The 14,528-nt window shown below is 59.4% G+C and carries 14 protein-coding genes; 11 read left to right on the top strand and 3 right to left on the bottom strand.

Annotation, left to right across the window (positions count from 1 at the left end):
* The gene (locus P9250_RS02410) at window positions 1–303 is read right to left on the bottom strand and encodes a flagellar transcriptional regulator FlhD (protein WP_250469837.1); all 303 of its coding nucleotides are present in this window, start codon (window positions 301–303) and stop codon (window positions 1–3) included.
* Between the two features lie 1,072 nt (window positions 304–1,375).
* Between P9250_RS02410 and P9250_RS02405 the strand changes: the two genes are divergently transcribed.
* The gene (locus P9250_RS02405) at window positions 1,376–2,110 is read left to right on the top strand and encodes a Crp/Fnr family transcriptional regulator (protein ID WP_244831764.1); all 735 of its coding nucleotides are present in this window, start codon (window positions 1,376–1,378) and stop codon (window positions 2,108–2,110) included.
* Between the two features lie 12 nt (window positions 2,111–2,122).
* Here P9250_RS02405 and P9250_RS02400 read toward each other — a convergent pair whose 3' ends face one another.
* Window positions 2,123–3,466: a PLP-dependent aminotransferase family protein gene (locus P9250_RS02400; RefSeq protein WP_310390882.1), complete on the bottom strand. Its 1,344-nt coding sequence runs from the start codon at window positions 3,464–3,466 to the stop codon at window positions 2,123–2,125.
* 74 nt (window positions 3,467–3,540) lie between these two features.
* On the opposite strand from P9250_RS02400, the gene P9250_RS02395 reads away from it, so the two are divergent.
* The 9 genes from P9250_RS02395 (at window position 3,541) to P9250_RS02355 (ending at window position 12,608) form a co-directional block, all read left to right on the top strand.
* Window positions 3,541–4,029, top strand: a complete 489-nt coding sequence (locus tag P9250_RS02395) for a PaaI family thioesterase (protein ID WP_310390880.1) — start codon at window positions 3,541–3,543, stop codon at window positions 4,027–4,029.
* Between the two features lie 109 nt (window positions 4,030–4,138).
* Entirely contained in the window at window positions 4,139–4,948 is an 810-nt protein-coding gene (locus P9250_RS02390; protein ID WP_250469686.1) for a DeoR/GlpR family DNA-binding transcription regulator, read from the top strand.
* A 63-nt stretch (window positions 4,949–5,011) separates the two neighbouring features.
* Window positions 5,012–6,010 (top strand): sugar kinase, encoded by a 999-nt coding sequence (locus P9250_RS02385; protein WP_250469685.1) that lies wholly within the window; start codon window positions 5,012–5,014, stop codon window positions 6,008–6,010.
* Window positions 6,003–7,301 (top strand): D-tagatose-bisphosphate aldolase, class II, non-catalytic subunit, encoded by a 1,299-nt coding sequence (locus P9250_RS02380; protein WP_310390878.1) that lies wholly within the window; start codon window positions 6,003–6,005, stop codon window positions 7,299–7,301. The genes P9250_RS02385 and P9250_RS02380 overlap by 8 nt, the downstream gene beginning before the upstream one ends.
* A 182-nt stretch (window positions 7,302–7,483) precedes the next feature.
* Window positions 7,484–8,488: an ABC transporter permease gene (locus tag P9250_RS02375; RefSeq protein WP_244831758.1), complete on the top strand. Its 1,005-nt coding sequence runs from the start codon at window positions 7,484–7,486 to the stop codon at window positions 8,486–8,488.
* 31 nt (window positions 8,489–8,519) lie between these two features.
* A complete protein-coding gene (locus tag P9250_RS02370) occupies window positions 8,520–9,467 on the top strand; it encodes a sugar-binding protein (RefSeq protein WP_244831757.1) in 948 nt (315 codons plus the stop codon).
* Window positions 9,468–9,527: 60 nt separating this feature from the next.
* Window positions 9,528–11,069 carry a sugar ABC transporter ATP-binding protein gene (locus P9250_RS02365; RefSeq protein ID WP_250469683.1) on the top strand — a complete coding sequence of 514 codons (1,542 nt, stop codon included), beginning with the start codon at window positions 9,528–9,530 and terminating at the stop codon, window positions 11,067–11,069.
* A gap of 31 nt (window positions 11,070–11,100) precedes the next feature.
* Entirely contained in the window at window positions 11,101–11,973 is an 873-nt protein-coding gene (locus P9250_RS02360; RefSeq protein ID WP_250528125.1) for a sugar phosphate isomerase/epimerase, read from the top strand.
* 26 nt (window positions 11,974–11,999) lie between these two features.
* Window positions 12,000–12,608 carry an NUDIX hydrolase gene (locus P9250_RS02355; RefSeq protein ID WP_310390874.1) on the top strand — a complete coding sequence of 203 codons (609 nt, stop codon included), beginning with the start codon at window positions 12,000–12,002 and terminating at the stop codon, window positions 12,606–12,608.
* 33 nt (window positions 12,609–12,641) lie between these two features.
* Here P9250_RS02355 and P9250_RS02350 read toward each other — a convergent pair whose 3' ends face one another.
* Window positions 12,642–13,484, bottom strand: coding sequence for a DMT family transporter (locus P9250_RS02350; protein ID WP_310390872.1), 843 nt, complete (start codon window positions 13,482–13,484; stop codon window positions 12,642–12,644).
* Between the two features lie 109 nt (window positions 13,485–13,593).
* Here P9250_RS02350 and gcvA point away from each other — a divergent pair, with 109 nt between their 5' ends.
* Window positions 13,594–14,481, top strand: a complete 888-nt coding sequence (gene gcvA, locus P9250_RS02345) for a transcriptional regulator GcvA (protein WP_310390871.1) — start codon at window positions 13,594–13,596, stop codon at window positions 14,479–14,481.
* The last annotated feature ends 47 nt before the right edge of the window (window positions 14,482–14,528 follow it).

Raw genomic sequence — 14,528 nt, 5'->3', positions numbered from 1 at the left:
TCAGGCCACCAGAAGCGATGCGTTGGATGCGGCAGAAGCGCTTTGCGCGCGTTCCGTGAGACTGGCGAGGCCTGTGAGCAGCGCATCGCCGCCAAGGCGGAAGAAGCACAGCAGTTGCGACGACGAAGCCAGCCGCACTGTCTGATCGGGCGACAACTGCGTCAGCGTTTGAGCCATTTCGGCGGACAGGCCGAGATGAGCCTGCGCCGCGTCCCGGTCTTCGGTCAGCACACGCTGCGCAAGCAGCAGATAAGACAGGTTCAATTCACGAATCGAATCGAGGGTTTGGCTGTCGTGCGTCATGGCGTTGGACCGAAGTTGACTGTGACGGGGAGTGTCGGAAACATCAGTTGTTTCAGAGCACGGAACCGATTGTGAGGCGATTCTATTTGTCATGCAACACAATGTTACAGAGGCAAACCTTTGCGATCGGACTATTTTGAGTAGGCAAACGTTTATGGAGAGAAGATAAATACTTTATTGGCGTCCTATCCGGCGAAAGAATCTTCTCGCATGGACGGAATATGGGTCCGCCAGTGACGCTTCTAGTCTGATCATTCGTAAATATTTCCGCTGGTTAAAGAAAAAGCTGCTCAGGCCTTTGATCGTTAAAAAAAGTCACTTTCGGCAAAATGTTCCGTAAAAATTTCTTTCGCCTGATGTATGAAAACGACAGAGTTACCACCCGTGAGGCGGAATTGTTTCCGCAAAACTTGAATCCAGATGTGATTCGGCGGTTCTTCACAGAAGGTTGTCGGCAGGCGAAAACGAGAGCGGGTATCTGCAATGCAACAATTTTGGCCGGGTTTTTGTCATCCCTTCTCCTCAAGGCGCTCGGGCCGCCGAGATGCCGCAATTGCTTGCACCGCCTGCCTCGGCGGGGCGTCCTGCAGTCTAGTTCTTCCCTATCTTGGTTTCAGCGCGCATCTATCGTGCAGCACTGCAACAATTTTGAAGCAAGTCTTTAACGGGCTCAAAAACATTGCCATTAAAAAAGCACCACTGGCCGATAAAGGCGCGCAAACGCTAAAACCGGTATTCGAGAAACACTGAAAGACGCTTGAAATGTAAGCAGGATCATTAAGCGGCGATTTAACGTGTTCGAAACTGAATCATTTTTCATCGCCCGCACTTCGTATGGCCCGGCACATTCCGGCTGACGCCTTGCTGGTATGAGGATTGAGGGCTCCTGGCACGCCTCTCGCTTATGTATGACAAAGCACGGTAAATAGTCGCGAACGGGAATCGAACAAGCGGCTAACGGTGCTACGGGGCTGGCCCTGAGGTTTCGATGATCGCCGTCAGATGCGATCACGAAACCTCAAGTGGCCAGAAAAAAGCACAGCGCAATGCGCACAGACCAAAAAGTCAAATCATGTTGAGCCTTCAATCAGACCTGCACGGCAACCATTTGTTGGGCGCGCTTCCGGCGCAAGAATGGCAAGCAATCGCTCCTCATCTCGAACTCGTCCAGTTGCGCACGGAACAGTTGCTTTGCGATTCCGGACAACGCATTCACCACGTGTACTTCCCGACCACGGCTATCGTCTCGCTTCTGCATACGATGGAAGACGGCGGCTCGGTGGAAGTCGCGGCAGTGGGCCGTGAAGGCATGACGGGTGTTCCGGTGCTCACGGGCGGCGACACCATGCCGACGCGCGTTCAAGTGCAGTGCGCGGGTTTTGCGTATCGCATGAGCGCGGGCGCATTGCGTGAACACTTCGGCAAGTCGGACTTTCTGCGTCGTGTGATGCTGCTGTATATGCAAGCCCTGCTGACGCAAGTCGCGCAAACGGCCGCTTGCAATCGTCACCATTCGCTCTCGAAGCAACTGTGCCGCTGGCTCCTGATTCAAACGGACCGCACCCCGTCGGATCAACTGCGCGTGACGCAGCAAATGATCGCGGACATGCTCGGCGTGCGTCGCGAAGGCGTGACGGAAGCCGCAGGCAAGCTGCACGACGCGGGTCTGATCCATCACAGCCGTGGCTGTATCAAGGTGCTCGACCGCGCCGGTCTGGAAGAGCGTGCGTGCGAATGCTACGGCATCGTCAAGCGTGAGTTCGAACGCATGTTGCCGCGCACGCGTCAAGCCGAGGCGCTGGTCTAAAGGCCAAAGCGCTCAGATTGGAAAGTGCTCGATGGTGTCGCGTACCTGCTTCAGTACGTGTTCGAGCGTTTCCATGGACACTGAACTCAAGCCTATACGTAAGGCTCGCGGTGCATGCCGCGTCGTCGCATAAGACTCTGCTTTCGATACGGCGATGCCCTGCGAAGCCAGCGCCGTCGCTACGCGATCCGCGCGCAAGTCTTCTGGCAAGCGTAGCCAGAGGAACAGCGAGGACGGGTGCGCGAGCATCTCCATGTTCGCGAACACGTCTCGCGCGATCGCTTGTCTGCGGCGCGCTTCGCGGCGCAGCATGACTTCGTTCCGCGCGACGGTACCGTCGGCCATCCAGCGCGTGGCTATCGCGGTGACTATGCTCGGCATGCTCCAGTAACTTGCGCGGATCGTGGCCTTGATGCGGCTCGTGCAGTCTTCTGGCGCGACGATAAAGCCAAAGCGCAGGCCGCTTGCGAGACTCTTGGCCAGGCTCGATACATACACCGTTCGCTCAGGCGCCAGCGCCACGAGCGGCGGCGGTGCGTCGTTCACGAGATACGCGTAGGCGGCGTCTTCGATCAACATACAGTCGTGACGCCGTGCGATCTCGACCAAACAATGACGCTGTTTAGCCGACAGCACCCAGCCGAGCGGATTGTGCACGGTCGGCATGGTGTAGATCGCGCGTATGCGGTGACGGCGGCATAGCTTGTCGAGCGCGTCGAGATCGGGACCGTCATCCAGGGTGGGGATCGCATGCACATCGCGGCCTTGCGTATGCGCGAGCATCTTGAATCCCGGATAAGTCAGCGCGTCAGCCGCAACGGAATCGTGCGGCTCGAGCAGTGCGCGCGTCGTGATGTCGAGACCTTGCTGCGCGCCAAGCACTAAGAAGATTTGCTCGGCTTCCACGCGAATTCCACGCGCCTTGGCCAGAAACTTGGCGACAATGGCGCGCTCATGAAGCCGGCCACCAGGCGGCTGCTGATGCATGAGCGCGGCAAGGTCGCCTGAAGATGCGAGTTCGCGCAACATCGAGCGCAATAGGTCGGCCTGACCCGGCCACGTTGGATGATTGAACGACAGATCGGCGGTGCTGCCTGAAAGCCGCGCTTCATCGCCGATATCCCACTCGCGTTTTTGCGGCCGGTCGCGCACGAAGGTGCCACGACCGGTTTCGCCGACAACTAGACCCAACGACTTCAGCTCCGCATAGACCTTGGTCGCCGACGCGATGGCAATGCCGTAACGCGTGGCAAGCTGCCGATGCGTGGGCAATAGCGCTCCCGGGTGCAGTTTGCCATTGCGTATATCGGCTTCGAGCGTGGCTGCAACTTTCCTGACCTGTGTCGTTGCGCTCATGTGTATGTAGGACAATTATTTGATTGTCCTAGTTTAAGCGATTATTGTCGGCAAAACACCGAGTTGGAGCCGACATGACCGATAGCGCACACCGCCACGTTCCCGTCCTCGAGTTCCTGAAGCGTCAACTAGACGGCAGCCTCACTGCCGATACCGTCACGCACATGCGTTATCCCACCGCGATATCGGCGCTGCTCAAGTTTCGCATCGTCGAAATAGGCGAAGCGCTGGCCGTTATCGAGCTCGATGCCGATTGCACCATTCACGGCAATCAACAAGGCACCGTGCACGGCGGTCTTTTGTGCGAACTCGCCGATGCGGCTATCGGCACGGCGCATTCCACTGTGATGGACATCGAGGAGAGCTTCACGAGCATCGACCTGAAGGCGACCTTTCTGCGCCCCGTGTGGAAGTCGAGGCTTTCGGCGCGCGCATGGGCCGAGCATCGCGGCAGGACTATCAGTCATTACCGATGCGACATTCAGCGCGAAGACGGCAAAATCGTGGCGAGCGTCGCGAGCACGGTAATGACATTGCGCGGCGCATTAGCAAAAAACCGCTAAGTACCAAGCGGGAAAACACCTATGGATCACGAAGGGAAATGCCTTTGACCTTCTTTCGAATCGAAACTAGACTCTTACGGAACAAAAGACATTTCGACTCGACGATTCGATGCTCACCAACAAGAGTTCGCTTAAGCGGCGGCTGCAGATCGTCGAGCTTGTGCGCAAGCGCGGCGAAGTGTCTGTCGAGGAACTCAGTCAGGCGTTCGACGTTTCGAGCGTCACCATTCGAAGTGATCTGACGTATCTCGAGCAGCAGCGTTATTTGCTGCGCTCGTTTGGCAAGGCGCGCTATCTCGTGCAGAAAACGGGCGACGACATTCTCGTGCCGGCGTCGGATGGCGCCACGCGCAAGGCGTCCGAGACCATGATCGCTCGCATTGCCGCTGAAGCCGTGGGCGATCACGAAGCACTCTTGCTGGGAGCGGGAGAGATCATTCACAAGATCATTCCGTTTTTGTCGGACCGCGCCAACCTGTCGCTTCTCGTGCAGGACGTCGCGGTCGCCGGCATGGCGCAGCGCTTTCTGCATTGCGAGTTACTTCTGACCGGCGGCCAACTGGAGCATGGCGCAACTGCCATGACTGGACCTGACGCCGAGGCATCGGTGGCGCGTCATTCGCTCGATCTGTGCATTCTTCAGGCGTCGGGACTCGATCGCGATGGCAATCTGCTGGCTGCCGACCCTGCACAGGCGCGCGTTGCGCAAGCGGCAAGACGTACGGCCAAGCGGACGGTCGTCGTCGCTTATCAGCCGCTGCTCGACGAGCGCAACGGCGAAGTCTTCGCAAGCGTGGCAGATACCGACACGTTGATAATGGATGACGGTATCGATTCGCCGACGCTCGACACCGTGTCGCGCAACGGTCTGCAATTGCAGCGAAGGGATAGCGGCATTCTGGAGTTTAGGCAGACTTAAGTTGAAAGCGCGGTACGCCCTGAACGTCAATCTGCCTTGTTGGCATCCTGACCAAAGAACGCCATGGACGAAGCTCAAGCTCAAGCTCAAGCGCAAGAGGCCGGCCGCACCGGCTACATCGTGACGATGGGCGAGATCCTCGTCGAAATCCTAGCGACTCAAATCGGGCAGTCGTTTCGCCGGCCAGGCACGTTGATGGGACCGTATGCGAGCGGCGCGCCTGCCATCTTCATCGATCAGGTGGCGAAGTCGGGCAGTCGCTGCGCGATCATCGGCTGCGTCGGCGACGACGACTTCGGCGTGCTCAACGTCGAACGGTTGCGTGACGACGGCGTCGATGTGTCGGGCATCTCCGTGATCAAATCCGCGACGACAGGTAGTGCCTTCGTGACGTATCGCGAAGACGGCGACCGCGACTTCATCTACAACATTGCGAATAGCGCATCGGGGCATTTATCAGTCGGCGAGATCCGCGAGCACTTGCTGAAAGAGTGTGGTCACTTTCATGTGATGGGCTCATCGCTGTTCTCGTTTCGCATCATCGAGGCGATGAAGAAGGTGATCGAGACCGTGAAGGCAAACGGCGGTACGGTTAGCTTCGATCCAAACATTCGCAAGGAAATGCTGCGCATTCCGGAGATGCGCGAGGCGCTCGACTTCATTCTCGATTACACCGATGTGTTTCTTCCGAGCGGCCACGAAGTAATGCTGCTTGCGAATGCGCGAACGGAGCAAGGCGCAATCGACGAACTGCTTGCGCGCGGCGTGCGCGAGGTCGTCATCAAGCGCGGCAAGGACGGCTGTAGTCATTACGACGGCAATCACGCGAGCCACTTCGCGGCATTGTCGGTTACGGAGGTCGATCCTACCGGCGCGGGCGATTGCTTCGGCGGGACATACATTGCGTGCCGCGCGCAGGGCTTTTCCGTGGAGCGCGCGCTCGAGTATGCAAGCGCGGCGGGCGCGCGAGCCGTGACGTTCCGTGGTCCGATGGAAGGCACGGCGACCCTTGCCGAACTCGATGCGTTCATCGCCGCGACATCGGAGGCAAAGCATGACTGACATCGTCACGCGCTTGACCGGCGACGAGCGCGCCGCCGAGCGCCTGAAAGGCATCTATTCGATTTGTTCGGCGCATCACTGGGTGATCGAAGCCGCGATGAAGCAGGCGCTCGATGACGACACGCCCTTGCTCCTGGAATCGACATCGAATCAGGTGGATCAGTATGGTGGTTACACCGGCATGAAGCCTGCGGATTTCGTTCGCTTCGTGCATGGGCTTGCCGATCGCATGGGATTTGATCGCCATAGATTGCTTCTCGGTGGCGATCATTTAGGCCCTAACGCATGGCGTAATCTGCCTGCCGAAGATGCCATGCAACGCGCCGATGCCTTGATCGATGCTTACGCCGCCACAGGTTTCAGAAAGCTCCATCTCGATGCAAGCATGCCCTGCGCCGATGACCCCGCGCGTCTATCCGACGAGGTCGTGGCCGAACGTGCCGCGCGTATGTGCGCCGTCGCCGAAGCGGCTGCCGCGCGCGTGGGGCTCGCCGAAGGTCCGGTGTATATCATCGGCACTGAAGTGCCCGTTCCGGGCGGTGCATCGGAAGAACTCGCCACCGTGGAGGTTACGCACGCGAGCGCCGCGCTCGATACCGTCGCCGTGCATCGCAAGGCTTGGGATGCACGCGGACTCGGCGCGGCGTGGGAGCGTGTGGTGGGACTCGTCGTTCAACCCGGCGTGGAGTTCGATCATACGAGGGTCGTCGACTACGCTCCCGCGCTTGCAAGCGGACTTTCCAAGGTGCTCGAAAGGCTACCCGGTATTGTGTTCGAAGCGCATTCCACCGATTATCAAAAGCCCGAAGCGCTCTCGGCGCTGGTCGATGATGGCTTCGCCATTCTCAAGGTGGGACCGGGCGTAACCTTCGCTTTGCGTGAAGCGCTTTATGCATTGGCGGACATCGAGTGCGAACTCCTCGCGCCGAATGTCCGGTCGAATCTGCGTGAGATAGTCGAACGCGTGATGCGCGAGAAACCCAACAACTGGGAGAAGTACTATCACGGCAGCGACGCGGAGAAGCGGTTGCTGCGAACCTATAGCTATAGCGACCGCGTGCGCTACTACTGGTCCGACCATGATATCGATGAGGCGACGCGCAAGCTGGTGGCGAACCTCGCGAACATCGGCATACGGGAAAACCTCATCAGCCGCTATCTGCCGGAGCAATACTGGCAGGTGAGGCGGGGGTCGATCGATGCATCGCCCATGAGCCTTATCTACAGCAAGGTCCGCGACGTAATCCGTGTTTATGCGGAGGCCTGCCGCATGCATACGCAGGCAAAGTGATCGAATGAAAACTAAGGAATCCAATATTTGAAAGCAGGTTCATAGGTGAACCGGATCGCGCCTCAAGCCCGGCAGGGAAAACCCGCTTTGACTGGGTTTCGACCCGAAACTAAACTCTTTCAGCACAAAAACAGCTTGTCCTTGACACGCGACGGGCGCACAGAGGCACTGGAGGCGACACCATGAGCAAGCCAACGCTGGCAGCCAGCGAGCGGGCGAGACCCCGTCGCGGTTTCGCCGCTCAATTGCTGCACTCGCGCGAAACCGGTATCGTCGGCGCCCTGCTGATCATGGTCGTGCTTCTGTCGATCTTCGCGCCCGACTTCGCGAGCAAGGGCAACCTCCTCAACGACGCGCGCAACCTGTCCTTCATCGGCATCGTGGTGCTGGGGCAGGCAGCGGTGATGATCACGGGCGGCATCGATCTCTCGGTCGGCAGCGTATGGGGACTGGCCGCCGTCGCGTCAGCCGCGATGATGCAGGCCGGCATGCCTGTGTTTCCCGCTTGCGTGCTGACGCTGCTCATAGCCGCGTGCGTCGGCCTCTTCAACGGCTTCTGCGTCACCAAACTGCGCATGCTGCCCTTCGTGCCTACGCTTGCCACCATGAGCATTGCGCGGGCGTTGGCGCTCGTCATTACGCGCGGCAAGGCTATCGACGGCTTTCGTCCCGACGGCGATTCGTTTTTTGCCCTCGGCGGCGGCGACTTTCTCGATCTGCCCGTACCGTTTCTGATTTTCGTGGCGCTCGCCATCGTGTCCGCCATCGTTCTGAAGCGTACCGTCTATGGCCGCCAGTTATACGCGGTAGGCGGCAACGAACGCGCGGCCATGCTCACCGGCCTCAACGTCGACCGCCTGAAGATGAGCGTCTACGTGATGTCGTCGGTGCTCGCGGGTCTCGCGGGCATCATCGAAGTGAGCTATCTCTCGTCGGCAATCTCCAATCAAGGATTGGGCAAGGAGCTGAGCGTGATCGCGGCGGCTGTCATCGGCGGAACGGCATTGTCCGGCGGCGAAGGCACCGTGATCGGCGTATTCGTCGGCACCGTCATTCTCGAAGTGCTGCGCAACGGTCTCGTTCTGCTCGGCACGGACGCTTACTGGCAAGGGGTGTTCGTCGGTTCGGTGATCGTTCTTGCCGTGTTTATCGATCAACTTAGAAAAGGCGTCTGGCGACGTCGATGAAAGCTGTATTACAACGACTCTGGAGAAGACCATGACACGCACCATGCTCAGTGCCGTAGCTGCTACGCTCCTGCTCGGGATAGGCATTGCCCAGTCGCAGGCGGCGGACAAGAAGGTGTTCGCCGTCGTACCGAAAGCGCTCGGCGTCGCGTTCTATGCCGACGCGGAAAAAGGCTGCAAGGAAGAAGCCGCGAAGATCGGCGCCGAATGTCTGTTCACCGGCCCGGCCCAGCTCGACGACGCAGAACAAGGCCGTATCGTGCGCGATCTGATCACCAAGAAGGTCGCGGGTATCGCCATCGCGCCGAACAATGCGGATTCGATCAGCGGCGTCATCAGCGCGGCATTGGCGAAGAACATCCCGGTCGTGACCTTCGACTCGGACGCACCGAAGTCCAAACGCATCGCTTTCATCGGCACGAACAACGAAGCAGGCGGCGAAGCGGCGGGCGAAGCATTTGCTAAGGCGCTGCCCAAGGGCGGCACGTATGCGGTTCTGACAGGCGGCTTGTCGGCGGCGAATCTCAACGAGCGCATCAAGGGCTTCAAGTCGAAGCTCAATGGCGACTTCAAGGAAGTGTCGGGCTCGCCTTTCGCCTGCAACGACGATTCGAGCACGGGCGTGCAGCTCATTCAGGACATGCTCGCGAAGAACCCGAAACTCGACGGCATCTTCTTCGCTGGCGGCTGGCCCATGTTCGCGCCCGAGGCCTATATTCGCGCGGTTCGCAACAAGGCTGCCGATATCAAGGCGGGCAAGTTCGTGATCGTTTCGTTCGATACCTTGCCATCGCAGATCAAGCTGCTGAAGGAAGGTTATGCGACGACGCTGATCGGTCAGCGGCCGCTCACGATGGGCACCGAATCCGTCAAGCAGCTCGATGCGCTGACCAAGGGTGGCAAGGTGCCGCCGGTCACGGATACGGGCGTGGATATCGTCAACTCGTCGAACGTCGATAAATTCGTCGGCGGTAAATGAACCGCGCGCGGGGCCGGCCACGCGCTGTGCCCCGCGTCATTCGTGAGAAAGAGTGCTGCCATGACCGTGCTGTTGAGCGTTGAGCAGATAACGAAGACCTATCCCGGCGTGAAAGCGCTGCAGGAAGTGTCCTTCAATGTCGAGGCCGGCACCGTGCATGCGGTCATGGGCGAGAACGGCGCGGGCAAGTCGACCTTGATGCAAGTGATCGCAGGGGCACATGCGCCGACCTCGGGACGCATGATGTTCGACGGTCAGGAAGTCGAGTTTTCGAGTACGCGCGATGCCGCCGCCAAGGGCATCTCCATCGTCTTTCAGGAGTTGATGCTCGCGCCGAACATGACGATTGCCGAGAACATCTTTCTCGGCGCGGAGCCGCGCATGGCGCGCGTGCTGGTCGATCGCGGCGTGCTCTTGACGAGAGCGAAGGGCGCGATGAAGCGGCTTGGCATCGCACTCGATCCCGATACGCGTCTCGGCGATCTCACCATCGCGCAGCAGCAATTGATCGAGATATGCAAGGCGTTGATTCACGAGCCGCGTCTTTTGATTCTCGATGAACCGACTTCGAGTCTTTCCGAAGCCGACTCCCTGACGCTCTTCAAAGTGGTTCACGAACTGCGCGCGAGCGGCGTGACCATTCTCTATATCTCGCATCGCATGCGCGAAGTGTTCGACAACTGCGATGCGGTGACCGTTCTTCGCGACGGCAAGCACGTGCGTACCGCGCGTCTTGTCGATACCTCGCCCGATGAAGTCGTGCGCCTGATGGTGGGCCGCGATCTCGCCGAAGTACGGCGCATCAAGCCTGATAACGCGCATCAGCCAATCGTGCTGCAAGTGGATGGTCTGGGCGACGACGAGCGTTACCGCGACGTATCGTTTTCGTTGCGACGCGGCGAGATCGTGGGACTTGCCGGACTGATCGGCGCGGGACGTTCAGAAGTGGCGATGGGTATCTTCGGTGCGCCGCCGCCGAAGCATGGCAACGTCACCATCGAAGGCAAGCCGGTCAGGATCGCGAAGCCTCGCGATGCAATGAAGCTCGGGATCGGGCTCGTGCCCGAGGACCGCAAGGATCAGGGGCTCGTGCTCGGCATGTCGGTGGGCAGCAACCTGTCGCTCGCTGCGCTGGGGCTTGGGCGTCTTTCGAAGGGCACGGTCATTCGCCCGCTGCAGGAAGCGCGCATGATCGACAGTTACGTCGGGCGCTTCAACATCAAGACGCCGACCGTCGAACAACTCGTGGGTCTCTTGAGCGGCGGCAATCAGCAGAAGGTGGTGCTGGCGAAATGGCTCGCATCGAAACCGCGTGTCCTGATCGTCGATGAACCCACACGCGGCGTGGACGTCGGCACTAAAGCCGAGATTTACGCGCTCATGCGCGAACTTGCCCGAGAAGGTCTCGCCATTCTCGTCATCTCCAGCGACCTCCCGGAGATACTGACCATCTCCGACCGCATCCTTGTCATGCGCGGCGGTCAGCTTGCGGGTGAAGTCGGCTTTGACGACGCCTCCGAGGAACGCATCATGTCGCTGGCCGCGCTCGAACATGCTGACCCGGCACATCCCGAGGTCAAGCCAAAAGGCTTCGTGGCCTAGCAAGTCAGGCAAACATCAAAGGAGTCGTGCCTTGAATAAAGTCGGCATGTTCTACACGTATTGGTCGACCGAATGGCTGGTCGATTTTCCGGCCGTGGCGAAGCGCATATCCGGCTTGGGGTTCGACATGATGGAAATTTCGCTCGGCGAATTCAACAATCTTCCCGATGCGAAGAAGCGCGAACTGAAGACCGTCGCCGACGATCTCGGCCTCACCGTGATGTGCTGTATCGGTCTCAAGCCCGAGTACGATTTCGCCTCTCCCGAGCAAAGCGTGAGAGATGCAGGCACGGAGTACGTCAAGCGCTTGCTCGACGATTGCCATATGCTCGGTGCGCCCGTTTTCGCGGGACTCACTTTCTGCGCGTGGCCGCAATCGCCGCCGCCCGGCATGACGGACAAGCGTCCCTACGTGGAGCGTGCCGTGGACAGCGTGCGTCGCGTCATCAAGGTAGCGGAAGGCTATGGGATCATCTACGCGCTGGAAGTGGTCAACCGCTTCGAGCAATGGCTTGCCAACGATGCACGCGAAGCGCTCGCGTTCTGCGATGCGGTCGACAATCCTTACTGCAAGGTACAGCTCGACACGTTCCACATGAATATTGAAGAGCACTCTTTTCGCGATGCAATCCTCGCCTGCAAGGGAAAGCTCGGACACTTCCATCTGGGCGAAGCGAACCGCTTGCCGCCAGGCGAAGGGCGTCTGCCGTGGGACGAGATTTTTGGCGCGTTGAAAGAGATCGAATATGACGGGACAATCGTCATGGAGCCTTTCATGCGCAAGGGCGGAAACGTGAGCCGCGCAGTGGGAGTCTGGCGCGACATGTCGAACGGTGCGACAGACGAACAAATGGACGAGCGCGCACGCCGCTCCTTGCAATTCGTGAGAGGCCATTTGACGTGAACTGAGGCCGCATTGGAACCGACTACATGGCATCTTTGGAACGCGCTCGCCGCCTGCTTGCACTGGCGCAAACCGGATTGCACTACGCAACGAGCGTTTTCGATACCGAACGTTACGATGAGATCGCGCAGATCGCGCACGCTGAACTCGCCGCGCTCTCATCGACTGATTCGATCAAGATAGCCGAACTTTTCGCGTTCGAAACAGGCTATGCCAATCCAAAGCTCGATGTGCGTACCGCGGTATTCAATGAAACGGGGCAGATTCTGCTCGTGCGCGAAATGGCGGACGGCATGTGGTCGCTTCCAGGCGGCTGGGCCGACATAGGCGTTTCGCCCGCCGAGAACGCGGCGAAGGAAGTGCGGGAAGAAAGTGGCTATACGGTTAAGATTCAGCGCTTGCTCGCGGTATGGGATGCAGACAGACATCCGCATCCACCATCGGTCTTTCACATCTGGAAGCTGATTTTTCTCGGCGAGATCGTGGGGGCGGGCGAGGTCATCGGTGCGGAAACGAGTGCCGTTGGATTCTTCAGCCTCGACGATCTTCCCGCGCTATCGCTTGGGCGCGTGCTGCCGCAGCAAATTTTCAGGCTGGATGAGCTGAGACGAAGCGGTCATATCGACTTCGACTGAAGCGACGAAAGAAGCGACACTGGAAGCGAGCGGTCAAAGCCCGAGACATATCGCGCCCGCCGCGACGACCATGCATGCGAGCCAGCGCTTCACGCTGACCGCTTCACGCAGAAACACTCTACCGATCAGCACCGCGAACACCACGCTCGTCTCGCGCAATGCCGATACCGCGCCCATCGCACCCGACTGCATCGCCCAAATGACGATGCCATATGCGCCGATCGATACCAACCCGCCCGCAAGCGATGAACCGATCGACATCGGGGCGGTGCGTATCGGCGTCCATAGTGCAGAGAGCCCGCGCGTCGCCATGAAGAGCAGCGGCATCAGCCAGTAGAACATGAACATCCACGCGGTATAGGCAAGCGCGTTGCCCTCCGACAAGCGCACGCCGATACCGTCGATCACGGTGTAGACCGCGATGGTCACGCCAGTCAGAAATGCCGCCAACGCACCTGCGCGCGATACGTGGCTACTTTGCAGCGCCAGCGAGATGATGCCGCCCGAGATCATCACGATGCCGAACGCATGCAGCGGCCCGATGGCCTCGTGCGCGAAGAGCGCTGCGCCGAGCGTGACGAGCAGCGGCGACGAACCACGCGCAATCGGGTAAGCCTGCGCGAGATCGCCTCGCCGATACGACCGCACGAGGCTCACGTTATAGACGATATGCACGAGCCCCGATGCAACGATGCATGGCCACGCGGCGGAAGCGGGCATCGGCAAAAAAACGATCACGATGGTCGAGACCACCGCGATGGCAATGCTCATCCACGTCATGGAGAGGAAGCGGTCGCGATTGCCATGCAACATCGCGTTCCAACTGGCGTGAAGCACGGCGGCGATAAGGACGAGACCGCCGGTATAACTGAGCATGCGGATTCCAGGCTAAGGACGCGAAAGAGGGATGTAAGCAGGTTATCTATCTTGTGAGCGTGCGGCAAACCAGTTAAATTGGCCGCTCGCGTTAGATAAACTCTTTCGAATGAAACGAGTCCTGCCTCCGCTCAATGCACTGCGCGCGTTCGAAGCCGCAGGGCGTCTTGCCAGCTTCAAGGAAGCCGCAGCCGAATTGCATGTGACGCATGGCGCAATCAGTCAGCAAGTGCGCCTGCTCGAAGAGTGGCTCGGCGAACCGCTGTTCGAGCGGCATAACCGGCGCGTGGTGTTGACTCCCAAGGCAAAGGCCTACCTGGATGAAATCGGTCCGCTCTTCGAGCAATTGTCGCAAGCCACTGCGCGATACGGTTATCCTGGAACGGTTTCGCGCACGCTGTCCGTGAATGCGCCCGCCACTTTCACGTTGCGTTGGCTGGTTCCAAGGCTCGCGAAGTTCCACGCCGAGCATCTCGATGTAGACGTCAAGGTGGAGACATCGAACGCATCGGTCGAGAGCCTTAAAGATATTCACGACATCGTGATTCGCGGTGGTCCCGACACGTTCTATGGCTACTCTATGCGGCCGTTCCTCGTCGAGGAAAGAGTGCCTGTGTGCAGCCCCGCGTTAATGCAACGCGTCGCGCTGCGCAGGCGGGAAGATTTGCGGCAGCATACGTTGTTGCATACGTCGAGCCTCCCGCGTTTGTGGCCGGACTGGCTCGCGCGTGCGGAGATTCCCGCGCTGCGGCCTGCCGCGATCCTGACCTTCGATCACTTCTATCTCACCTTGCAGGCGGCCATCGACGGACTCGGCATTGCGATGGGACCGACCGCGCTCGTCGCCGACGATCTGGCCGCTGGCCGTCTCGTCACGCCGTTTGCCGAGCCGCGCCTGCCGTCGCGGAGCTATTGCACCTACGTGCCGGATGCGAAGTCCGACGACGAACTCGTCGTCCTGTTCCGCTCATGGCTCGAAGGGGAGGGAATACGCTGATTCACGCGCGGTACACGATATCGACATCATCGGCCTGTCACAGACCT

The sequence above is a fragment of the Caballeronia sp. LP006 genome, from assembly GCF_031450995.1.
GTDB lineage: Bacteria > Pseudomonadota > Gammaproteobacteria > Burkholderiales > Burkholderiaceae > Caballeronia.
This window is presented reverse-complemented; position numbering and strand designations above follow the sequence as displayed.

Coding starts and splice junctions, on each gene's coding strand:
- P9250_RS02380 (WP_310390878.1), top strand. CDS start 6,003: ATGACTGACATCGTCACGCGCTTGACCGGCGACGAGCGCGCCGCCGAG.
- P9250_RS02375 (WP_244831758.1), top strand. CDS start 7,484: ATGAGCAAGCCAACGCTGGCAGCCAGCGAGCGGGCGAGACCCCGTCGC.
- P9250_RS02410 (WP_250469837.1), bottom strand. CDS start 303: ATGACGCACGACAGCCAAACCCTCGATTCGATTCGTGAATTGAACCTG.
- P9250_RS02405 (WP_244831764.1), top strand. CDS start 1,376: ATGTTGAGCCTTCAATCAGACCTGCACGGCAACCATTTGTTGGGCGCG.
- P9250_RS02365 (WP_250469683.1), top strand. CDS start 9,528: ATGACCGTGCTGTTGAGCGTTGAGCAGATAACGAAGACCTATCCCGGC.
- P9250_RS02370 (WP_244831757.1), top strand. CDS start 8,520: ATGACACGCACCATGCTCAGTGCCGTAGCTGCTACGCTCCTGCTCGGG.
- P9250_RS02395 (WP_310390880.1), top strand. CDS start 3,541: ATGACCGATAGCGCACACCGCCACGTTCCCGTCCTCGAGTTCCTGAAG.
- P9250_RS02355 (WP_310390874.1), top strand. CDS start 12,000: ATGGCATCTTTGGAACGCGCTCGCCGCCTGCTTGCACTGGCGCAAACC.
- P9250_RS02400 (WP_310390882.1), bottom strand. CDS start 3,466: ATGAGCGCAACGACACAGGTCAGGAAAGTTGCAGCCACGCTCGAAGCC.
- gcvA (WP_310390871.1), top strand. CDS start 13,594: ATGAAACGAGTCCTGCCTCCGCTCAATGCACTGCGCGCGTTCGAAGCC.
- P9250_RS02385 (WP_250469685.1), top strand. CDS start 5,012: ATGGACGAAGCTCAAGCTCAAGCTCAAGCGCAAGAGGCCGGCCGCACC.
- P9250_RS02390 (WP_250469686.1), top strand. CDS start 4,139: ATGCTCACCAACAAGAGTTCGCTTAAGCGGCGGCTGCAGATCGTCGAG.
- P9250_RS02350 (WP_310390872.1), bottom strand. CDS start 13,484: ATGCTCAGTTATACCGGCGGTCTCGTCCTTATCGCCGCCGTGCTTCAC.